19 protein-coding genes are annotated in these 24287 nt (G+C 30.5%); 13 read left to right on the top strand and 6 right to left on the bottom strand.

Features of this window, described 5'->3' with window-relative positions; genetic code table 11:
- Positions 1-196: 196 nt before the first annotated feature.
- The 5 genes from ACSAMO_RS04830 to ACSAMO_RS04810 all read left to right on the top strand — a co-directional run bounded on the left by ACSAMO_RS04830 (position 197) and on the right by ACSAMO_RS04810 (position 4376).
- Positions 197-1210 carry a hypothetical protein gene (locus ACSAMO_RS04830; protein ID WP_499209970.1) on the top strand — a complete coding sequence of 338 codons (1014 nt, stop codon included), beginning with the start codon at positions 197-199 and terminating at the stop codon, positions 1208-1210.
- 295 nt (positions 1211-1505) lie between these two features.
- Positions 1506-1997: a hypothetical protein gene (locus ACSAMO_RS04825; protein ID WP_499209969.1), complete on the top strand. Its 492-nt coding sequence runs from the start codon at positions 1506-1508 to the stop codon at positions 1995-1997.
- A 932-nt stretch (positions 1998-2929) separates the two neighbouring features.
- Positions 2930-3451, top strand: coding sequence for an RNA polymerase sigma factor (locus tag ACSAMO_RS04820; protein WP_022229179.1), 522 nt, complete (start codon positions 2930-2932; stop codon positions 3449-3451).
- A 193-nt stretch (positions 3452-3644) separates the two neighbouring features.
- On the top strand, positions 3645-4202 hold the full coding sequence (locus ACSAMO_RS04815) for an accessory gene regulator B family protein (protein ID WP_412956990.1): 558 nt from the start codon (positions 3645-3647) through the stop codon (positions 4200-4202).
- Between the two features lie 15 nt (positions 4203-4217).
- A complete protein-coding gene (locus ACSAMO_RS04810; RefSeq protein ID WP_499209968.1) occupies positions 4218-4376 on the top strand; it encodes a hypothetical protein in 159 nt (52 codons plus the stop codon).
- Here the strand turns inward: ACSAMO_RS04810 and ACSAMO_RS04805 are convergent.
- From ACSAMO_RS04805 to ACSAMO_RS04795, 3 genes are read right to left on the bottom strand one after another with little or no spacing between them, the layout of a single operon-like run.
- Complete coding sequence (locus tag ACSAMO_RS04805; protein WP_499209967.1) at positions 4373-5734, bottom strand: GHKL domain-containing protein; 1362 nt, start codon at positions 5732-5734, stop codon at positions 4373-4375. The genes ACSAMO_RS04810 and ACSAMO_RS04805 overlap by 4 nt on opposite strands.
- Complete coding sequence (locus ACSAMO_RS04800; protein ID WP_022229183.1) at positions 5731-6441, bottom strand: LytR/AlgR family response regulator transcription factor; 711 nt, start codon at positions 6439-6441, stop codon at positions 5731-5733. The genes ACSAMO_RS04805 and ACSAMO_RS04800 overlap by 4 nt, the downstream gene beginning before the upstream one ends.
- A gap of 20 nt (positions 6442-6461) precedes the next feature.
- On the bottom strand, positions 6462-7223 hold the full coding sequence (locus ACSAMO_RS04795) for a LytR/AlgR family response regulator transcription factor (RefSeq protein ID WP_147515213.1): 762 nt from the start codon (positions 7221-7223) through the stop codon (positions 6462-6464).
- 182 nt (positions 7224-7405) lie between these two features.
- Here ACSAMO_RS04795 and ACSAMO_RS04790 point away from each other — a divergent pair, with 182 nt between their 5' ends.
- The 4 genes from ACSAMO_RS04790 (at position 7406) to ACSAMO_RS04775 (ending at position 10596) form a co-directional block, all read left to right on the top strand.
- Complete coding sequence (locus ACSAMO_RS04790) at positions 7406-7762, top strand: helix-turn-helix domain-containing protein (RefSeq protein ID WP_022229185.1); 357 nt, start codon at positions 7406-7408, stop codon at positions 7760-7762.
- Positions 7759-8250, top strand: coding sequence for an RNA polymerase sigma factor (locus ACSAMO_RS04785; protein WP_147515211.1), 492 nt, complete (start codon positions 7759-7761; stop codon positions 8248-8250). The genes ACSAMO_RS04790 and ACSAMO_RS04785 overlap by 4 nt, the downstream gene beginning before the upstream one ends.
- 111 nt (positions 8251-8361) lie before the next feature.
- Positions 8362-9480, top strand: a complete 1119-nt coding sequence (locus ACSAMO_RS04780) for a radical SAM/SPASM domain-containing protein (RefSeq protein ID WP_147515210.1) — start codon at positions 8362-8364, stop codon at positions 9478-9480.
- A gap of 342 nt (positions 9481-9822) precedes the next feature.
- Complete coding sequence (locus ACSAMO_RS04775) at positions 9823-10596, top strand: hypothetical protein (protein ID WP_295573151.1); 774 nt, start codon at positions 9823-9825, stop codon at positions 10594-10596.
- A 59-nt stretch (positions 10597-10655) separates the two neighbouring features.
- Here the strand turns inward: ACSAMO_RS04775 and ACSAMO_RS04770 are convergent, their stop codons facing one another.
- Positions 10656-11723: a hypothetical protein gene (locus ACSAMO_RS04770; protein ID WP_147513803.1), complete on the bottom strand. Its 1068-nt coding sequence runs from the start codon at positions 11721-11723 to the stop codon at positions 10656-10658.
- A 479-nt stretch (positions 11724-12202) separates the two neighbouring features.
- Here ACSAMO_RS04770 and ACSAMO_RS04765 point away from each other — a divergent pair, with 479 nt between their 5' ends.
- Genes ACSAMO_RS04765 through ACSAMO_RS04750 form a run of 4 tightly spaced genes read left to right on the top strand, consistent with a single transcriptional unit; the run spans position 12203 to position 18352 of the window.
- Complete coding sequence (locus ACSAMO_RS04765; RefSeq protein WP_499209966.1) at positions 12203-12859, top strand: hypothetical protein; 657 nt, start codon at positions 12203-12205, stop codon at positions 12857-12859.
- Between the two features lie 39 nt (positions 12860-12898).
- Positions 12899-14803 carry an S-layer homology domain-containing protein gene (locus ACSAMO_RS04760; protein WP_499209965.1) on the top strand — a complete coding sequence of 635 codons (1905 nt, stop codon included), beginning with the start codon at positions 12899-12901 and terminating at the stop codon, positions 14801-14803.
- A 19-nt stretch (positions 14804-14822) separates the two neighbouring features.
- Positions 14823-16697 (top strand): S-layer homology domain-containing protein, encoded by a 1875-nt coding sequence (locus ACSAMO_RS04755; protein ID WP_499209964.1) that lies wholly within the window; start codon positions 14823-14825, stop codon positions 16695-16697.
- Positions 16698-16735: 38 nt separating this feature from the next.
- The gene (locus ACSAMO_RS04750; RefSeq protein ID WP_147515270.1) at positions 16736-18352 is read left to right on the top strand and encodes a hypothetical protein; all 1617 of its coding nucleotides are present in this window, start codon (positions 16736-16738) and stop codon (positions 18350-18352) included.
- A gap of 64 nt (positions 18353-18416) precedes the next feature.
- Here the strand turns inward: ACSAMO_RS04750 and ACSAMO_RS04745 are convergent, their stop codons facing one another.
- Positions 18417-23129 carry an FAD-dependent oxidoreductase gene (locus tag ACSAMO_RS04745; RefSeq protein ID WP_499209963.1) on the bottom strand — a complete coding sequence of 1571 codons (4713 nt, stop codon included), beginning with the start codon at positions 23127-23129 and terminating at the stop codon, positions 18417-18419.
- Positions 23119-24273: a radical SAM protein gene (locus ACSAMO_RS04740; protein WP_499209962.1), complete on the bottom strand. Its 1155-nt coding sequence runs from the start codon at positions 24271-24273 to the stop codon at positions 23119-23121. Before ACSAMO_RS04740 ends, ACSAMO_RS04745 begins: the two co-directional genes overlap by 11 nt.
- Between the last annotated feature and the right edge of the window lie 14 nt (positions 24274-24287).

Below are 24287 nucleotides of genomic sequence, written 5' to 3'. Positions count from 1 at the left end.
GAATGAAAATATCTAATTAGAACATTATGAATCACACAAGATATATATGTATATGAACGTTTTTTTTTGCAAAAAGCATTTGTTTGGCAGTTTTATACAAAAAAATCACACAAAATTTATGAGATTCTACACTTTTGTTTTTATTAAAAGTGTGTTACGATATTGTTACATTCTGAAACGAAGAAGGTGATTTGCAATGAAGGAAGAAAATAAAGAATTTTTCAAACAGAGTATATTAATTGACCGAGTGCAACATGCAATGGCTCAACGTGGAATAGATTTTGATACTTTATGTGATGTACTGAACCAAAATGTAAAATATTCCATAACTAAGAGTAATTTGAAACTTTACATTTCAGATAGGACACCAAATGCAAATTTCTTGATAGCACTAAGTCGAAGCTTGGGAGTGACTACTGACTTTTTGTTGGGTGAAAACAATAAAGGGTTAAAAAAGGGTATTAATCAAAGAATTTACAGTAAAAGTTATAGAAAATATGCCGGTAAATATAACTTGTATTTTTATGGAACAGTCAACTGTGAATCGGGAACGGTGACAGTTGCTACATTGGAAATAAACTTCGCTAAAGAAGAAGCAGTCACTATGAAAATCGCAACTAGTGAAGGCGGAGAAAAGTTATATTATGGAGATCTTCAGATATCGGAAATGTCACCCAACGTGTTTATAGTCTTAAATTCTGATTTTGGAGAACAGGTGTCTTTAACTTTCTATGATGAGCCAATGAATTGTGAAACATTCCAATGTGCTGTTGGGGCTATGCTTTCGATTTCTGCCGGTGACTTAAAAAGAGCGCCCGTTTTGAACAGATTTATAATTACAGGTTATGATGTAGATGAAGCACATATGAAGTTTATTAAAGCCCATCTCAAACTTAATACCAAATATATTGACATCAGTCCTGAGATGTTAAGTACGTCAGTTGAGGGGGTTTTTGGTAAATGTGAAATGGCTGATCGGATTACAGACAGACTTAAAAAGGCATTTTATTCCAAAAGATACTATGCAATCGAAGATAGTTTCATAGTTAATACTTTACGGAAAGATGAAAATTTGTCATTGCGTCAAGTTGATGAGCTGATTGCTGAACTGAGAAATAATTCCCTTAGTAACATTAATTTTAAAATTAACAAGTCGCTTGACAGCACAGTATATAGGTGTACGAATCCAAAAAATATATCACAAGAATAACAAGAGTAGGAACGGTGATTTTATAATGAACAGAATTACATTTAATTGTGGAATTTTATATCTAGGAGTCAATTCGAAATTAGATATCTTGAATTATCATATAAATAATATGGTATATAACGGTGACAAACCACTGTACCTATTTGCAGTAAAAGGTAAATAGGTGTGAGATGTCAATACTTGGAGGTTATAAACAATAATTACAGCTTATAGTATATTTGCCAATATACCTCCCAACAATGTATAACTGATTCTGCTATCTTACACCTCAAAGGAAGCACGGAGGTGAAAAATAATGGCGCAATCCAAAAAGTATACGATTCAAATAGAAAGAGTTTTAAAAGAATATCCATATATATGCTGGCGCATAAATAACCAGCAAAGTAGCTTAAATAAAGAGCTCAAACAAATGGGCATCAGAAAAGAATCAATAGAATTTTTAAAAAATATATTTTTCCAAAATAGTGATATAAAAAAATTCTATGATTGTGAGCAGGAACTTTATTACTTGACCGAAATAAAGAAAATAATTGATATTGCATTGGAAAGACTAGAAGCTTATCCCAAGAAAGGAAAACAGCTATACGATATAATTAATGCGATTTATTTTCGTGAGTATGATGTAGCGGATATTACCGTAGAAAAGATATATAAAATATTCAATAAGAATTTGGAGGATGCAAATGAAAGAACATTTAGTTTCTCAACTTTCAAAGGTCGACGTAAAGAGGCAATTGAGTTAATGCAGTCAATAATTACATCATATTTTAATACAACAATTAAATAATGAATTTGAAATACCCACTGGATTGGTTGCTAAATCAATGCAGTGTTTTTTTTGACTTAAATTTAACCTAGATTTGATTAAATTTCAAACAATATACACTTATTTTTTCTATTGTATGTGTCCTACGGATGAATAAAGTTTATACAAAATTATATCTTGAACTTGTATTTTGGCATATGATATAATGTATAATAGAATTTTATATATTGATTTGTTTGTAAAGTCGAGATGGCTGTTATATTTATAAGCCATAACGACTTTTTTATTGCTCTTAATAAAATGAAAGGAGTGATGGTTGTGATGTAATGCAGAATGTGAAGAAGGAGGTGAAATTGATTTATTGTTATAGAAAATTGTTCTGTAACACTGTATGGAGTTATAAATAATGTGGACTAGTTGTCAAAAGGAGGTAAAATACCATGCCAGACGAAAACAAAAGCTATGCATTTATTACAGATACAGAGGGGTATATATACTGTTACGACTCAGAGAATGAAGAAATTATATACTACACATCCCCTAGCGATGGAAGCTATCCAATACAAACAGTAAATTGTTGAGAGAAAAAAGCTGTATACTGATATATAATCAGTATACAGCTTTTTTGATCAAGGAGCCTATGGAATACTAGCTTAAAACGGTTCTCCAAAAAGATTAAACGAATGAATTCTTCTTAACAAAGTGGAAATATATTTTTTATAAATATATTTCCGCTATAAAAATTATTCTTATAAATGTCAATTCTTTTTTGTTCTATTACTAAAAAATTATTTTTTATATTTTTGTGTTCATATAGATGTTTTTTGGGAAATTTTTTATTTATAAAAAAATTTGTTGTTATAATGAAAATATATGCTATTACGACATTTTTTGAGATAAGTTTACATTATACCCATATTTTTTCTCTTTTATTTATATGGAGGAGAAATAATATGGGTATTTTATGTGATTTAATAGTATCAGCAAAAGATAAAAATAAAGATAGCTTAATGGAAATTATAAATAAATTTAGACCGTTAATAAAAAAACAGGCATATGCCCTAAATTATGAAGATGCAGAAAATGATTTGATAGTTGATATGATAGAATTAATATATAATATGCCTTTTTTTCAGCATGATGGACAGGCGGTTACATATATATCAACATCTATCAGACATTCATATGTAAAATTTTTAAAACAAAGAATACGTTTACGTGAAAATGAATGTATATATGATCCAGATATAATAAAGAACATAGAAAATCTATCAGAAGATTTTGAGAAAAAGGATCTGGATTTAATTTTTGCAATTAGAAAATTAAATTATAATCAAAAATGGGTTATTATATATAAATTTTTTTTTATGTTTAAAGATAAAGAAATAATGAACAAATTAAATATATCTCGTCAGGCTGTTTATAACAATAAGAATAAGGCTCTGAAAAATCTAAGAAAAATGTTAGAACAATAGTTTTTTTTTGTAGTTAAAGTCGTTTTGAGGTGCTTTTGGGAAAAAATACACGATAATTAACATAAAAGGTGTAATATATTAATTGGATTCACGATTATTGAATATTTTTGTATAGTCAGCTGATAAAAGATTAATAAAGGACAGAAAATCAATAATGATGACTCTAGACAAAACCATTCAGGAGAAAAAAGAAATGTCTATTAGCAAATGGATTAGTGACAAAATATGCAGTTATTGTAATGTTGATAAAAAGAATTATCAAAAGATGAAATATGGCATTGATATTATTTATATTAATATTAGCAAAACAGCTGTTTTGATTATTTTATCAGTAATATTAGGAATAGTAAAAGAAACATTATTATTATTAAGCGTGTTTACATGTGTTAGATTAAGTGGATTTGGTTATCATTCAAATAATACAATTAAGTGCACTGTTATTGGTATTATTGGATTTATTAGTTCTGTCTATATGGCAATTATGTTGAAACCCATTAATATAATTGCGGGAATGGTGGTTTACTTAATTTGCTTAATTATTTTTTTGCGTTACGCTCCGATTGAAACGATGAAACGTCCAATAGGCAATTCACGGAAGAAATTTTTTAAAAAGATTACTGTAATTACAGCAACCTGTTTATTTATTGTTGCATTCTGTATAGGTGAAAATGTATATAGAAATATAATCATTATAGGAATATCATTAGAAGCAGTGATGATATTGCCTATAATGAAAATAATAATTCAATGAAAGGGATTTTTAGATATGAAGAAAATGAATAATATTATCAATAAGTTATTAATACCATTATGCGGTACAGTTGTAGCTGTATGTATATTTATAGCAAATGCTTCTCCAAACTTATGCTTAGGAATTTGGGGATATGAAGAAGATATGCCTGATGAACTAAAAGACAAATATTAATCTACTGTATTTATTATAAGTTCGGATAAAAAGAAATTATCCTGAATCTTAACATTAAAGAATACATTACTATAATTGTTACAAATATTTTGAACAATAGATAATCCTCTTCCGTGATTCTCTCCTTTGGTTGAATAATTATTTAAGAAAATTTTGGAAATATCAGGTACAGTATTGCATGAATTTTTTATGACATATATTATTTGCGTTTTTAAAGGAATTATACTCAATATGACATTTTTTGATTCGGTTTTGACAGCTTCTTCAAATGCATTGTCTAACAGTATTCCTAAAATTCGAGACATATCTAAAGATGATATTTCAGATACAATATTAATGTTTTCCTGAATATCTATATTAAAATTAATGGAATTGTTTTTTGCTTTCAGTACATAACTATATATAATGCCTTGTATTATGCTGTCTTCAATTAATGTTATAGAGTGTGTAAATGTTACATCTTTTAAAATACTATTATGAAATGGCAGTATTTCTTTATAAAAAAAATCCTTTATCATTTTTAAATTGTCAGATGCTATCAATGTGCTCATTGATGAATATATTTTTATATAATCATGTTTAAAATCTATTATTTCATTATACATATTTTGTATCTCACGTCTGTATGTAGAGGTTATTTCCTGTTTTTTTTCTAATTCAATTTCTTTTGATTTATTAGAAATAATTTTTAGTTCTAACCAAATGGAAATTGTTGAAAAAACAATAGATGTCAAAGTTAGGATATTACCAAATATCAATATATATTTAGTAATGCTTGTATCTACTGTAGCTATGGCAAATTCAACTCCGGCGATAATTATGACTAAAAATAGCACATTTATAAATATTAAATATATTGTTTTATCTGGTTTAACATGGTTAATAAAATTCATTTTTTTATGATGACGGGTAATTTTATAACTTAAAAAATATATAACACAAGAAATGATTAATGACGAAATAATCCATTCTATAGAAAAAAAGATATTATAAGATACCATTTCTCTTAAATGTTCAATTTGATCAGGTGAAAATTTCATTGCATAAAATACCATGTTGGTGATAAATGTAAGTACAAGAACCATTAAAAAAGTAAGTACACAAATAAATATATTTTTAATCAATGGTATTTTGGCATGAGTTAAATATAAAAATAAGGTAAATATTAAGCCTGGTATACCCGCAAATATAAATGTAAGAGATATAATTAAGTAGGTAATTCCCAAACAAGAAAATAATTTGCCAAATGAGATTTTTTTCGTTGTTAATGAAAGAGTTAAAACGTAAGCGATGCAGGTAAAACCAAGTGAAAAAGAAATTGTGTTAGATAGAAGTATAGTAATCTGTGATAAATTCATTTTATAATCTCCTTACATCTTGGTGAATAAATACAATGATAATTGTGCGATAATTCAATGGTATGTTTCTTTTTGTCAATATTGACTATTTTGTTTTTGTTTACTATAATAGATTTGTGACAGCGAATAAATCGGCTGTCAAGTTCCTTTTCAATATCTTTCAGTAATGCATAGAAAGTAATCATGCCATTATCATAATATAAAATCAATTTATGAGTGCTTTTTATTGATTCTATGTAGCATATTTTATCGAACGGGACAGAAAAATTTTTCTGTTTATTTTTTATATTTAAGCACTTCATATAACCTTTTTGTTGTCTTGTTTCTATATACTTTAAGTTCTCACAAATTCGTTGTCTTAATGATGCCAAATTGTTTTTTATGATAAAATCAAGAGCCTCTAATTTATATTCATATGTAAGTGACATCATTTCTTCATAATTAGTAATGAATATTATAGGGCTCATATAATCATTTTCGCGTATAATTGATGCAATATCGAAGCCGCTTTTATTATTTTGAAGTTTTATATCAAGATAATAAATTGTTATTTCAGAATTATTGTGGATATAATTTATAACATTGTCTGGATTAGATGTCGTCAAAACAATTTTAGAATTAAAGTGATTATTAACTATATATTTTTCAAGTATAGATTTTATGTAATTACAAAATTGTATATCATCTTCACATATTACAATATTCATATTATTCTCCTATATAATAATTAAATTTTATTTAGATTATTATAACATATAGACGTATTTTTGTCAATTAATGTATTAGGATGAAAAAATTTTAAAGAATACGGACATTTATATCCATTTGATAATATAATTGATTTTTCTCTTTTATCGACACCGATAATTTTCGTTCTATTAATAATTATAGATTTGTGACATTGAAAGAAATCTGTGTTTAATCTATATAAAATATCTTTTAATTTACCGTAAAATTCAACTACATATGAATCAGTATGAATTTTTAGTTTATGGTGTCCAGAAACAGTATCAATAAAATAAATGTTTTTATACTCTATAGAAAAATTGGTACTGTAGTTTTGAATATTTAAACAGTTGATATACCCATTGCGTTGACGTTGTTCTGTAATTAGTATACAGTCTGTAATTCTTTTTTCGTAATTTGAAATATCATATTTTGAGATATAATCAAAAATTTTTAGTTTATACTCAAAAGTTAGGCTTAATTTATCTGAGTAATTAGTTATAAGTACGATGGGACTTATTTCATCTGTTTCACGTATAACATTAGCAATATCAATACCACTTATAAATTTTTCATGCAGATTAATATCTAAAAAATACAATGTAATTTGATTATTTTTATTTGCATAGTTTAATACGTCTGCTGAATTATTTGTAGAAAGTATAATTTCACTGTTTAAATTATTTTTTATTAAGACCTTTGTTATTGCTTTTTCAAGTTTATGTCTGTCAGAGATGCTATCTTCACATATTACTATATTCATTACTATACTCCTATTTTTAATATTTAGTTTTCTCTATAATAATATATTTCCTAATTGGTATAAAAAACAACATCATATTAAAACACAGTATTTCCTTGGTTTAAGAATTATATAGTTTGTTGTAATAAGAGATAGTCATTATTATAATTACTGTTGGATATGCTTATATTGGAGGAATTCAAATGAAAAAAATTAAAATAGGCAAAAATATGAAAGAAGTTCGAATTATGCGTGGCCTTACACAAGAAAATTTGGGAGAAAAAGTACATTTAAGTACTAATTATATTGGGTTAATTGAAAGAAATGTCGATACACCGTCACTTAGTGCGATTATAGATATAGCTAATGAATTAGGAGTTAGTTTAGACTATTTAGTCGGAACTCATATTAAAAAAAAGAAAAATTATCAGGAATGTCGGAAATATGAAAATCAAATTATTGAAAAGGTGAAATGCTTAAATAAAATGCAACTTTTGTATGTTTTAGATACTATAGAATTATTAAATAAATACAACTGGGGTGACGAGAAAATAGAATGATAAATGAAAATACAAAAAAAGATGATGTTGGATTTTTTAACCGCTTATATAATCAATACTATCAAAAAATATATAAATATATTCTTTTTATAACTGGTGTAAGGTTTTCGGAAGATATAGTACAAGAAACATTTTGTACAGCATGGGAAAAGTTATATGAGATAAAAACACACCCATCACCTCAAAATTGGCTTTATAAAACCGCAAGGAATAAAATAATGACAACAATGAAGAAAAAAATGAATATATGCGAAACACCTATACCAGAATGTGAATTAGATACATATGAAGCTGTAGCATATGAGGAACAATTTGCTTTTGATGACTTGAAAAATATTTTAACAAGTAATGAAATAAAAATGCTTAGACAACATTTTATAGAAGGATATAGTATAAAAGAAATATCAATAGCAAATTCTATGAAAATAGGTACAGGGACGATGAAATTTAGCAGAATGTATAAAAAAATAAAAAATTCAAAATGTTAGAACTGTTAGAACGAAAATATTTATGCGTGTTTTAAATATCGCTAATAAACTTTACATTTTTATTTGAAAAATACTCTTTAATATATAGTTTTAAAGAGAAAGGTGATAAAAATGACAAGTGATAATATTACAGTTATTATGAAACCAACGAATCAATGCAATTTACGTTGTAAATATTGTTATCATGCAGATAATGGATATGACAAAGAAAAAATGACGGATCAAGTATTAGAAAAAGCTATAGCTGTTACAGCTCCGTTTTTTAAGAGAGTTGAATATAATTGGCACGGAGGAGAACCTCTGATTATGGGACTAGATTTTTATGAACGTGTATTATATTACCAAAAGAAATATCGACAAGGTCCGGAACATCACATAATAAATACTATGCAAACTAATGGAACATTAATAACACAAGAGACTGCAGAATTCATAAAGAAATACGGTTTTGGTATAGGATTATCATTTGACGGACCTTTTAATGATCAGACACGTGGAAAAACAGATTATACGCTTAATGCGTATGATTTACTTAAACAAATCGATAAAAGACACGGAACCATTTCCGTTATTGGGGCACATAATATTCATAATTTAATAGACATATATAAATATTTCAATGAAAAAAATATATCATTTAAGTTTTCACCTATGTTTGATTCAGGAGAGGCTAAAAATCATTGTGAATTATTACTTACCGATCCTGCTGAATATGCAGATAAAATATGTGAATTATTTGATTACTGGATGAATGATGTTGATGGTAATATAGAAGTTCGTCCGTTTGCTAGTTATGTTAGTTCTTATTTCACTCACCATATGCGAAGCTGTACAAAAGGAAATTGCATGTATCATATGGCATCAATATATCATGATGGAAAAGTTTATCCGTGCGGGCGTTCATATCCGGAAGAATATTGTTTGGGTAATATTTCTGAGGTTAAGGATATACGTAATCTTTTCAAAGAAAAGGTTTATCAACAGATAGTAAATAAGAGGTATATAAGAGAGAATGAGTGCAGAAGACAGTGTAATATTTTCAGTTATTGCAATGCTGGATGTAATAATGATTGTATTTTATCTGGAGATATAACTAAACCCAATATGTTTCAGTGTATATCTCATCAAATTATTTTAAAGCATATCCATAAACGTGTAAAAGAAGTAATAGAAACAAAAAGAACAATAAATAATTATATGATGCGAATAATAAAACGTTATTCACGCTAATATCATTATATATAATGTTTAAATATATTAGGAATATTTCTGCGAAAAATCAAACGATTATACCGTTTGATTTTTTGTTTGGTGTATTTTTAAATGATGTTGGTGAAAAAAACTTGACATTTTGGATATTAATCATAAAATATAAATAACAAAACCATAGAGAAGTATATTAGATTTGAGAAAGTGTGAAATACTATGAAGACTAAAATTTTTATAATTATTATTTCTTGTTTTTGTATATGGAATTTAGCAGTATATGCAAATAACGGAGATATATCCAGTACACTATATAACACTGATATTATAACATATTTTGACGGAAAACAGATAGAAGGATATTCGTTGGACGGAAGAATGATGATTTGCTTGGAAGATCTGAAGAATTATGGATATACAGTAGAATATGACGATAGTATACGTACATTGTTTGTTAACAAAGACGGGGAAGTGGCGGATGATTTTAGCCCGTATTTTGAACGAGGCACTGCAGGCGGTATAGCTGGATACACTTATGAAACAGATATTAAAGCATATGTAAATGGTGTTTTCGTAAATACAGAAAATATAGGAGGACGGCTTGTAGCAGTTGCAGAGGAATTAGCAGATGTAACAGAAACAGATAATCCAAATAAAGTGATTGGAATGTCTAAATACTTTATGAATTATAATTATGATGATGTCGAAAGGATATTAAACATTTACAGCACAACAGATTCTTTTCTTAATGCAGAACAAATGCTTAATAATCTAAATAATATGAAAACCCCTTTAGGACAAGAATTTTATGCGGCATTGGTAAAAAAAGTTTATCCGATATATGATATGGGATATTTGGTATATGTTAATCAAAGCAGTTCACATGGTTATAACAGCTTTTTGTATTTGCTGAAAAATAATGGAGAATATATTGATTTGAATAATATTTTTAAACAATATAATTTTATTACCGAATGGGGAAAATTAAATGTTTCTGGAGAAGAAGACGGATTATTTATATCTAAAGACAATACTTCCGTATTATTTTCAAAAAATGTTGATGCCAATATCTATGACAAAAGTGAAGAAACTAATAAATATTGCTTGGATTTAAGATCACTTATTATATATAGAAAATAGGTTAATAAGCAAAAGACTATGTCAGAGTATTTATATAACTCAGACATAGTCTTTTTATATTAATGTGTATAAGACTTGTTGTAGTAGATATTAATAATATCTTTACTGTCGTTTCGAGTATGATCTATACAGTCAGTATCATATATATATGAATATTGAGGCGGGTCGCTTGTTGCGGTAAAGCCATATGCAGTTCCCTGCTGATCTGTACTTGTATAAAGATAGCTTTCTAGAATTACATTTTTTAAATATGCTCCGTCACGCAAGTCCTGCATTGAATAAGTATTATTTTCATAACCTAAATCTGGCACGAAAGATACTGCAGTTAAAAATCTGACTTTATTGCCTGCGCGTATTTTACTTGTGCTTGATAGATTTATAGTACCGCTGTCTTTTAATTGACCAGATGCAGTTTCAATACGATAAGAATATCCCGGATTTCCCGTATTAAGTGACATTTTTATTACAATATCGTCATTGGCAGTATAAACACCTGAAGATAAACGTGCAGTTGTAGCAATTGGTGATGCACTGATATTTCCGTTGCTGTCAAAGTGATATGCTTTCCAGGCTTTGCTGGAACGAGCATATTGATCCATCATAATGCCTGTTTCATAAACTTCTGAACCATCTTCACTGATTGCGGCAACGTATATATATGCATTATCAGCACGATTTTTTGGCGAAAAATATAATTTAGCTTTAGAAAGAGAAACCGTTGTTTTAATTGAACGGAATCCCCAATTGTTACTGCTGAAATTATATAAATATGCACCGTTAGTTGCTTCTGTGCGAAATAAACCACCTTTTAACACCTTGGCGTTACTGCCGTATAACTTTCCTGTCCCGCCATAAATAACATGAGCATTTGCATAATCATTAATCCAACTATCTGCTTCTGTTCTGCTTGCAGTGCTTCCGTAAAAGTTAGTAAACTGAAAAAGATAATATTTAGTAGTGTTAGATTCAAATATTGTAACACCTGAATCAGTTTCAGTGACCTTTCCGCCTACTTTGAATGCTCGTCCTATAGCTTCAAATGGGCTTGAGAAAGTAGTGCTTATTACAGAATTTCCACCTGAAACCCTGTATTTTGTTGAGACTGTTGTTTTTGAACTATAAGCCATTGTATAATTCCTCCTTTATAATTGTTGTATTAAAACTGTTTCATTTCAAGCTTTCATCAAAATAATCTGCTTGATAAATTATTTTGACATAGAAATAATTTCAATACTACATATAAGGAGAGAAATAAATTTGTTTTTGTAAATGTAGCACACAAATAAAAAAATTTATGCTTTTTTGATTAGACTTTGTGAAAAAAAACTGACATTTTATGATTAAAATGATAAAATAAAAATATTAAATATATACGCAATATTTTTAGAAGAGGAGTTGTTTTTATGAATGTAGAGAAAATGATTAAAAGAGATATATCTGTTGAAATAGCAAATTATTTGACAAATAATTTACCCTGTTATGAGAAAAAAATATTGATGATGAAAAAACATATGAAACAAATTTTTTGCATCTTATGAATGTTATCGGAAAAAATGTAATCAATATACCGAGAAAGGTACATTATTCTCGTGAACTGATTAAAAAAATGAATGAAGAATTTCCGAAGGAATTATGTGATTTAATCAAATTATTTGAAAAAAAATTTGATAAGGGCGAAAGTGTAAAAGGATATTTAAGTAAAAAAGCATTTGATGTAGAATTCAAGGATATATTATTAAATCAATGGGGTATTAAACACTTACATTTAACAGATAAAGAAGCAAACAGTATTGAGGAAATGAAAAATAATCGTTCTAATATCCTGTTGTTTTTTATTGTAGACAATCAGGATGTATATTTTTTGGATGTGAGGAAACATCCTAAAGGTGCCGGATTTATAACACTTGAAGTGTTATATATTGTATATAACAATAGATGGATGGAGAAAATTGGTGCACGGAAGGTGGAGGGGATTATTGACCTTCAGCCTGAAATCGATTCAAATGAGGAACTTTATAAACTTTATAAAAATGGTATAAATTATAATATACTTAAGTTTGGTAATGAAGTATATATGATGGGATTGGGTGTGTCAAGTAAAGGACATAAGATGGATTATAGTATAATATTATGTGAGTTGAATAGAAAAATTTCTCAAATATCATGTAAATATGGTGATAGGTACGCAGGTTTTGAACTGACTCTAGACGGACATTTTGGAAACGTGATTTTAGAGGGATCAGGAAATAAAATTCTGATTTAGATTTTTTAACGGTATAGGAAGTTTAAAGGAGATTTTATAATGAAAAAGAAGTTAGTTTTAGGTGCGTTATGTGTGTCAATTATTTTGACGACGGGAATAGGTGCTTCTGCGGAAGTAAGCGAAAGTCATTCACAATGGGCGGAGGAAAGTTTGATAAGTGCAGATGAAGCGGGATTATTGCCGAATTTCTTTGCGGACAGAGATTTAACCGCTAATATATCGCGTATTGATTTTTGTCATTTGGCATATAAAATGCTTGAACAAAAATCGCTGATTAGTGAGAATAACGTTAAGAGTTCGTTTGCTGATACAGATGATGCCGAAGTGGCTTTTCTTGCAAATTCGGGAATAATAAATGGACGTTCTGAAACGGAATTTGCACCGAATGACGATATTACGCGTGAGGAGGCGGCAGTAATACTGACGAATACAGCGGAATTTATGGGCGTAAAAGAGGACATAGCTTTATTTGATACTGTATTTTCTGATTATGACACAGTTTCGGATTGGGCAAAGGAATCTGTGCGTAAAATGGATTCTCTCGGAATAATGCGAGGAGTAGGTGATAACAATTTCTCGCCAAAATCAAATTATACAATGGAGCAGTCGGCAATAACAATGCTAAAGTTGTTTAATCTTGATGTGAGTGACTACGCAAGCAATGTGTATGAAGTAAAAATTAACGGTGATTTATCACTTTTTAGCGGTGAGGATAAGCAATGGATAAAAAATGACGGTAAAATAATATTTACATATGACGGTCCTGAGGAAGATATTGCTGATGATGAGAGGTCGTTTGTGTTCTTTGAAAAAAGCGGGAAATGGTATTTTTATATTCATAACAACAAAAGTGAAAATTACAGCAAGAATAATAAATGTACAGGTATATACAATGCCGAAACAGGAAATATGGACTATACACTGATGGTTGATACACTAAATAACAATCAAGGAAGAACAGACCATATTGACTTTGCAGATGATTATTATATGGTAACAACATACGGTTCCGCCGGAGCTGAACCTGTTTCTTATATAACTAATATGGAGCTTTATAGCTATGAAGGCGAAAAGCTTGCTTCTTCTCATTACAGCTCATACTTAGGTGGCGATTTTCTTGATAAGGATGAATATCCGTGTAATAACAGACAGATAAGAGTAGATTTTGAAAAGGCAGAGTCACCGTCAGACAAATATTTTGTTCCAGGTGAAATTTTATTAGATAAATATCCGTACAAGTATAGTGGATATGGAAATGATATTGAGCGTATTTTGTATAGTAAGACAAATGCAGTAAAAGGATATACACCTGTTAAGCTGTCATTGCCTGATTCAGAAGGAAATAATTATGCTGTTTTTAATGAGAAAGGGGATATAATATACAAAAGTGATAAAGAGTTATTTACACTGATATATGATGATAGCATATGTATTGGTGAAAATCACGACAATTCTGTACAGATTTATAATCCCAAAACAAAAGAGTTTGTTGGTTCAATAGAATGGGATACAAATGAATATGATACAGTATATAAGTATATGTATGAATATCTTCAAAAAAATATAGAAAGTGACTGTGTTTCACCAAAAGGCAATTATAGGGTTAAGGGATATAATACATTATACTCTTATCCATACACAAAATATGATTTTTGGAAAAGTGGAGAATTTAACGGATATACACCGGTGTATATGTATTTAGGTCCTAATGAGTGTAAGTATTATTTATATAATCCAGATGGTGAAGTTATAGCAGAATCGGATAGAAAAATTTATCTGATTTCATATGATGGAAACCCTTGTTATACAATCACAAAGCAGGAGTGGGTAGAAACAGCATCAGGAGGACACGATCAATTTTATATTGATGTGTATGATCTTAAAACAGGTGAACTTGTAGAAGTGCCTGAACGTATAAAAGATGTAACGAACTATATGAAATAGAAAAATGGGGGAGAAGAAAATGAAAAAGAAGTTTGTTTTAGGTGTGTTATGTGTGTCAATGATTTTGGCGGCGGGAATAGGTGTGTCAGCAGAAGTAAGTGAAAATCATTCACAATGGGCAGAGGAAAGTTTGATAAGTGCAGATGAAGCGGGGTTATTGCCGAACTTCTTTTCGGACAGAGATTTAACCGCTAATATATCGCGTATTGATTTTTGTCATTTGGCATATAAAATGCTTGAACAAAAATCACTGATTAGTGAGAATAATGTTAAGAGTTCGTTTGCTGATACCGATGATAAAGAAGTAACTTTTCTTGCAAATTCGGGAATAATAAATGGACGTTCTGAAACGGAATTTGCACCGAATGACGATATTACGCGTGAGGAGGCGGCAGTAATACTGACGAATACAGCGGAATTTATGGGCGTAAAAGAGGACATAGCTTTATTTGATACTGTATTTTCTGATTATGACACAGTTTCAGATTGGGCAAAGGAATCTGTGCGTAAAATGGATTCTCTCGGAATAATGCGAGGAGTAGGTGATAACAATTTCTCGCCAAAATCAAATTATACAATGGAGCAGTCGGCAATAACAATGCTAAAGTTGTTTAATCTTGATGTGAGTGACTACGCAAGCAATGTGTATGAAGTAAAAATTAACGGTGATTTATCACTTTTTAGCGGTGAGGATAAGCAATGGATAAAAAATGACGGTAAAACGATATTTACATATGACGGTCCTGAGGAAGATGTTGCTGATGATGAGAGGTCGTTTGTGTTCTTTGAAAAAAGCGGGAAATGGTATTTTTATATTCATAACAACAAAAGTGAAAATTACAGCAAGAATAATAAATGCACAGGTATATACAATGCCGAAACAGGAAATATGGACTATAAACTGATGGTTGATACGTTAGATACATGTCAAAGAGCAACTGATCGTATTGAGTTTGCAGATAATTATTATATGGTAACAACATTCGGTTCAGCTGGATCCGAACCTGCTTCTTTTATAACAAATATGAAACTTTACAGTTATGATGGTGAAATGCTTGCCTCATCTCACAATGATTCATACTTGGGTGGTGATTACCTTGATAAGAATGAATATCCTTGTAATAACCAACAAATAAGAGTTGATTTGGATAAGGCGAAATCGCCGTTGGGTGAGTATTTTGTACAGGGTGAGAATTTGATTAAGTCACCTCCGTATTACAGTCCAACATATAGTAAGGATTTCACATATTTTTATACCGATACGCTGAAAGGATATACACCGGTCAAATATAACGATGAATACATAATTTACAATCCCAACGGAGAAATAATTTATAAAAGTGATAAAAAATTATTTGTAATGCCATATAAAAATAAAATTTGTTTCGGTGAAACCGATGAATATAGTATTGAGGTATATGATATACAGACAAGAGAACATATTGATTCATTGAATTGGGATGAAAATCAGCAATATAAATCCGCTGATGACTATATTGAGGATTTATTGGCAGAAAATATAGACAGCGAGTGCGTATCTCCTAAGGGGAATTATACGGTCGATGGATTTAATATGCTGTTATATACATCTGTATATCCAAAGGAATTTATTGATTTTCTGGATACTGAGGGCTTTAGCGGATATACACCAGTGTACAAATACGAAAAAGGAAGTTCGAAATACTATATATACAATCCCGACGGTGAGGTATTCTTAGAATCTGATAGAAAAGTGTATCTTATCAAACGTGATAATAAAGTTTGTTACACTAAAGTAAATAAAGCGAATAAGGAAGTAGAAGTATATTCACTGTCAGACGGAGAACTTATTTCAACATTGCCATATGATTTTTATACATATTATACTTACAATCAATATGATATAATGGGATAAATCATAGGACAATATTTAAGATAAAAAAGGAGATAATAATGAAACGAAAAATATTTATATTAGTCGCTTTATTTATGTTATTCGGTATTACTGCCACCGCAGAAAATGTCGGTGATGTTATAGGCGCAGTGTATCCGACAGATATAATAACGGATATATGTGGATATGAAATACCTGCGTACAATATAGGCGGCGAAACAGCAGTATTAGTATCAGCTTTGTCGAACTACGGTTTTGATGTAAAATTTGAAGACGGCATTGCCTATGCGGATTATGATTGGCAAAAAGAAAAAACACCTATTTCAGAACCGACAAAATCCGACATAAATGTTCTGTATACGGATATTAAGGTTAAAATAAACGGAATAGAAGTCCCGGCATTTAATATTGACGGTTCAATGGCTATACCGATTGAACGTACCTGTGAAATATATACGGAAGCAAATAAGGATAATGAAATTTCGGATTTCTTTCTGAATTATGTATGGTGTGAACCTGACAAAACACTGTCGCTGGATATCTCTGATGACAGAGTTTCATATCAGGACTTTATGATAGATCTCATCAAAGCAGCTCATATGGATTTTGACAGTAATTTTTATAACCACTATGTAAAAACTGATGATGAAGAAAACACAAATATTGCTTATCTTGAAAAATTCAGCGATATAAAAGATACAAAGTTAGAAAAGTACATAAATTTGCTTGTTAAGGCAGATCTTATAGACGAGTATAGTTATGAAAACGGAAGTAAATTACATCCATACAGAGGTGTCACTCGTACCGACGCAGCATTTTTCATTTCAAGAATTTTGGGATGTTCGTATGACTATGCGGAGGCTTTTGATTACTATATAAGTAAATACGGTCACTATAATCATATAGAGCAAATTTTTGAATCATACAAAGAAACAATACCGGATTATGTTCACTATGACATTCCCTCTTATGACGCATACAAGATTCAAGAATGGTCAAAACCGTATTTTGCATATTTATTGGATATAAATATATTGGCTTTTGATGACAATAATTATATAAAACCAAATGATTTTTTAACAAAAGACAGTGAAAATGAACTAATAACTTCAATGTTAAAATATATGGAAGAAGGTATAACAGATAAAGAAATCAGTTTTACAATAAACAGTAATCGAGTTGGTTTTAAAAAAGATTTTTATATGCTTCATACTCTAACTTCACCTGCACAAATAGTTAATGGTATTTTATATGTTCCGATATATTCAATTTTTAATAAAACATATCGTGAACATTATGTGGACAATATCACTGCTGATGCTTTGAAGCTGAATGTATCCAAAGAAAATGGTATTGTAATTAGCATAGGAGGAGATTTTACTTGTATTTTTAATAATCATTATTTGTTTATGGGCGATTGGGGTATCGTATACAATGTTTTTCCGGGTATTAATGCTTATGTTGAAAAGCGTTTTAGTCAATCGTCGGGAGGAGCATATATTCCAAATTTAATTCGACTTGATTATCCTATTCGAAAGCTCTATGGTGAGCCCATGCTTCCGATATACGATTATAATACCGATTCTCAGATTGAAAATTCATTTGGAATTAACTTTGATACTGAAGCTAACATATATAATTTTAGGTATTTTCAAGCGCTTTATCACGGTTCATGATAATATATAAAAAAGCGGTTCCTCTGAACCGCTTTTTTATGTTTTTATGGTGGCTCTTAATCAATTAAAGATCCTCGTCTTTGTAAATAATGTAATATTTGTCAAAAATATTATGCATATCTTGAATGTAAATATATTTGCCATTCTCGTCAGTATCATTTAACTCAAATGGAGTTCGTCCAGATAAAAGGCAAGTTACAGCTGCAATTCCTGCTGCGTCACCTAAGACACATTGATTCGGCAAGACTCTCATTTCTGACCAAGCAAATGATGAGGCTGATACGGCATACCCAGGAATAAGCAGATTTTTTACATACTTAGTAATAAGAGCTGAGTATGGTATAAATGCAGGAGCTGTTGGAGAGTTTTTGTCTAAAGGATAATTAGGATCATTCATATCTTTGCGGATTTTTTGATAACTTAAATGACCGCAAATATATTTTTTAGAATCATTTTCATCTATATAATCATCTTTTTTGAAAGGATGGATATCGGATTCATAAAAATTGAAACCTATAGATTGACGATTATTAGGATTATCTTTTTCATCAGGATGAGCGGCATAATGGCAGTGATGTTGTGTGACTGCATAATTGTTGTTTTCTGTTTCATTACCTATGGACTCTCTGTCTTGTGAGGTATGTACGGTTTCTCTTATATACAATATATCACCTACAGTTATATGACTTTGATCATTAGCATCTTTTTCCCAAACAAAATCAGCATTTTCAAAACCAGGTAATTGTCTATAAACCATTAGTAATCTTTCAGAATTGTCTTCCAAGAATTTTCTTGAATTTATCCAAGCTTCATCCGTATTTTCATAATCATCTCTAATGTTAGGATAAAAACCAGTGTTTTTATCGCGCTCGTGAGCGCTACCATCCACATTAAAGATTAGTAATCCATTTATCCACCATTCATCTGAGTCAGGACCATCCTGGGCTGCATTAAGTGATTTTAATAAATACTTATCACCGAACTCTTCATTGAATAAATACATTTCAGAAGGATTTTCTGCACTAAATCTACCTCTGTTGTAGAAAGTATCATCTCCGCCTGTGAATTGCCAAGCATGGTGATCATGTTCATCTTTATTATCGTCACTCGGATTATCATCCCACTCATATACGCCATATGTATTATCACCAGTATTCAATTCTATACTTGGTTTAATGCCTTTTAGTTTGAACATAAGTGTAGCTGCAGGCTGACGACCTTTATGCGCAGCGTCAATGTTCTGCCCTAATTCACTATTGTCAAGACAGTGGGTTGGATAGTCAAAACGTCCGGCAGTGGTTGCATTTGTTGTTATACGAGATAATTTTCCATCTTCTGATGCGTCAATAAATATATCTCCGCTTATAATTTCCTTATCTTTTTCAGCGCCTGAAAACTTTATGATACCACTAGGCAAATCGCGATAGATTTTGCATATAGTTATAGATTTTATTATTCCATCTATATCTTGTTCTACGTCGGAAATATCCATTTGGTGCTTTATATTGACACCAAGATTTTTTTCTTTATCATAAATCAAATTTTCTAAGTCAATCGCTTTAGTCTTGGTATTATACCTGTCCTTTTTGGGAATTAATCCTCCGTCATAAGGCATTACATTTGCCACACTACCGCGATATGGGAATCGGCCCATATCAATATAGTGTCGGACATCCCAGAAATTTTGACCACCTACAGTGCCGATACCGCCCAATTCAGGTACAGGTACAGGATTTATAAGAATAATTTCAAAATTTTCAAACCCTGTTGTACAGGCATATTGGTATGCTTTATAAGCTGCACATACACCACCCATTCCAGCACCATAAACTACAATTCTTCTATATGTATCGACTTTTTTGATATCTGCTTCTGTTGCAAATAGAGCTGCTTTATAATCGTCTAATGTCGGGGTGCTTTTATTGATAGGATATAAAGTTAATGATGGTATATCTACTTCAAATCCATCAAAATCAACTGTATTTGTAACAGGATTATAGTGGAATAATTCCTGACGTTTTTTACTGAGGCTATCGAATACATTCTTAAGCTCGCGATTGCGATATTCAATCATTCCAGAATTGATATCATTGACAGTTGCATGGTTTATGTATGATGTATTATCTTCAGTTGCCATCAATTGTACTTCATCTCCTTTTTTGTCAAGAGTGATACAATCAATATTAAGTTTTTTATCATACAAAGTCATTGCATTTAATTGACCTTTTAAATTTTTTGACGGATTAGTTATTTTGTAGTGATTTAATATATATGTTTCAATATCACTTAAATCTGAGAATAAAATATACATAAGACTTTCAGGCATAACAAGGTGGTTATTTACTAATCTTATTGTGGAACGAGTGGTATTTTTGTATAGTGGTGCATAAAAAGCATTGTCAGCAGGTTCTTTATATATAGTGCGTGTTATACCGTTCATAGTTACATTAAAGTATTTTTTCCCGTTAGCATCTATTTGTTCTCTGCTGAAACTTGCTACTTTCCCTTGTGACCATAGACGCCATATACGTTTTTCAAGATACCAGTCACGGTCATTGTGAGAATCATTAATAATGTCCAAATCCATATCCATGCGGAATGTTTCTTTGTTCATATAAAGACCGGAAGCAGTATACGATACCTGTCTTTTATATGCTTGCTCTCCGGATAGAGATTTATAGTATGTACAAGTTTCAGGATTAGAATAAAATCTGTGTTGATATTTTACAACAACATTGGAATTGTTATCAGTCACCGTACATCCTTGCTTCTGTGCGTATGGTATAATATATACCATATTATTAGGTATTGAATGAAGAACGGTGATAACTTGGGTTTGCTCACAGTCCTTAGAATGAGGAATAGACGTCAGCCCTACATCAGCCGGATCTATTGTGGTTCTGCCACGTACTTTTAATGTACATTTTCCTTCCTTATAAAGATTTACAGTCATACTCATAGAACTTGACGGCGCAGTATTATGAAACCACTTTGTTTCTGAATCTGTCTGAACTCCAATAGCAACATGGTCAAGGCAGGACGTAGTAAATGTAATTTTTGCTTGGTTTCCTGCAATGTAAGCATAATTTTCTCCGTTGTTAAGTATAGTTTCAACTTTTGTGATTGATATTGTAGGTGTAAGATTTTTTACTGCGGATAATAATTTAGTCTTATCATAATAAGTACTAGAATTAAAGCTTGTCTGCAGTGTTGAAATGGCATAGGGTTTGCCGTTTATAAAAAGATTTGTGCTGTTTGATGACAGGCGTTCTTTTCGGATATATAGCTTGTCTTCGATATATGATTTTACAGTATTGCTTTCGATTGCTATTGCTCCGAGATAGCTGGCTGATTTTCCAAAAACTGATTCGACTGCTTCTTCAATATTTTTTGTACTAGTTGTAAGGTTAAAATAATTACCGCCTGAAGTATCATTTACGCGGATTCTGTTAGTTATATTAAGTTGTTTACTTAGAAGCCACATAGATTTTGCTTTATACTGTGAAGCTGAATATGAGTGTCCATTATCATCAGTTCCATAGTAAAATCCACAACTGCGGAAATAGTTATCTATATCTACAAAATTAGATTCAAGTGCTGAAATAACATCTTTTCGTTCTGCATATATCCAACCATTAAAGCGAACAGCATTTGGTATATAAAAACTTTTTCCACAGAGAATAATGAAATTATTTTCATCCTGTGTGGCGTCTAAGCCTGTCAGACTTTTGATTTGTGCAATTACCCTATAGTAGTTTTTAGGTACACCTTGTACATCTTTATAATCAAGAACAGCTTCAATAGTTGCATCTGCAGGAATATAATTATCATAATCATAAACAATATAATCAGGCAAATCATTTACTAGAATTTTGTATGTTTTACCGCCTTCTTCGGTAAAGACTATTCTGTCACTATAAACAGAAATATCTGCCTGAGCGACATTATAGTGAATCATAATCCACTCTGATACAGTGCAAAGTTTCTGAATTTGAACATCAAATGATGAGTATACATATCGTTCATCATTGCAGAAAACAGCATCCTGTGCAACAGAAACATAATATAAATCACCTTGTTTTGAACGAGCAAAGGTCTCTTTTGTTTGTGGGTTATAGTCAACTGTATATCCAGCTCCGGTTTCTTCTTCAATTAAATCCTGAACTTTGATATAGTCATGACGATATTCAGTAGCTCCTAAAGGTGCATATGCCATAGAATTACATATAACTTGATTAGCATAAGTAAATGAATAAACCCCTTTGTATATAACTCTTGTACCTTTGTTTGCCGAGATAAACTGTATATCTTCTTCGGCCGCAGCAGAGTATTTTTTTCTTAGGCGATCAATACTTCTTTCCATTTCTGTGAAAGTTACACTTGCAGCAGAATCGACGTAATATTCACCGTTGATTTCTTCTACAGCTGAGACAGGGGTTACTTTAGCAAAAGCTTCTTCCTGATTAGTAACAGCAATCATAACATTAGTTGACTTGTCAAAAATAACATATGTAAATATATAATTATCAACTTGAAAATGACTTGTGGCAATATCAAGAAGGCGTTGCTTGCCTGGAACATAAGGGGGAATATCAGAATCATCATAGCTGTCTTCTACCCTGCATTCAGAATATACTCCGTATCCATAACAGTCACTATGATCAGGACTGTCATCTTCGTCCCATTCCGTATAGTTATCGTATTCGTCCCATGTATCACCATAGTCCACTTCATCCCATTCGTCCCAACAATTATATTCGTTAAAATTATTTGACATTTTCATTCATCTCCAATCTTTTTTTTATAATATTTCTTATATATTTGTTATATATATTTTCAAATTCTATTCCTCTAGATATTGCTTCCTGCATTCGTGTTTTGATATGACTGATGATTATACTAAAAGCTGTACAAGAAAATTCAGGAATATTTTCTATTCCGCCAGCAAGAATAGATTCATTTAAACATCCGCCATTACAAAGATGATATACGTTACATTGTTCTCTACATTTCTGCTTGCGTATGGCACTTTTATTTATAATATTTTTATAAATTTTTGTTTCAAAAACATCATGTAGATCATTAAAGCCCATTATATTTCCAAGACGATACTCTTCAGGATAATATCTTCCGCAGGGATATATGTCACCGTTTGAATGTACACTTAACCAATGTTTTAGACAACTACTGTGTGTACAGTATTTTGGCTTGCCAGATATAACAGATTGTGCATAACTATAGAAGGGACTTATACTGATTCCGGTAGTAGTATCAAATAGCCATAAATCAAATAATTCACATATTTTTTCTGCATAATATTCTGGATCTGTTAATAAAATATCCTCGTTTTCTTTAGCAGATCCAGATGCAAATATTGTATTAAGTTTTAAAGGCTGATTCTTATTGCGGAAATATTCATAAACATCAATTAAGTTATTAATATTATGCTTACCTACAACAGCTATAGTACCAGGGATAATGTTATATTTTTTTAAATTTTCATATCCTTTTAAGGTCATATTTGTATGACTTCGCAAAAAGTCATTGTATGGACCTTCAAATGAAAATCCAATTAAAATGTTATTATCTGCAATAAATTTTGCAACATCTTCAGTGACATAAGTTCCGTTAGACTGCATGCTATTTTTAATATTTTGGTTAGGGTTATGTTTATATTTTTGTTCTAATTCTAGAGCGCGTTTATAAAATGTCAGAGGCATACTTAAAGGTTCACCACCATGCCAGATATAGTGTATACCTGAAAAATGTGGCACGCTTGAAGAAATTAATTTCTCTAGCATTTTGTCTGACATTTGTTCATTATCATAACCTGTTCCAGCGTGATAACAGTGTTTGCAACGTAGATTACAGGCATTAGTAGGTTTTACTATAATAGAAATAAGATCATTTTTATTTATCATAATAAATTCTCCCT

This window comes from Ructibacterium sp. SJQ-7, from assembly GCF_054696575.1.
This window is presented reverse-complemented; position numbering and strand designations above follow the sequence as displayed.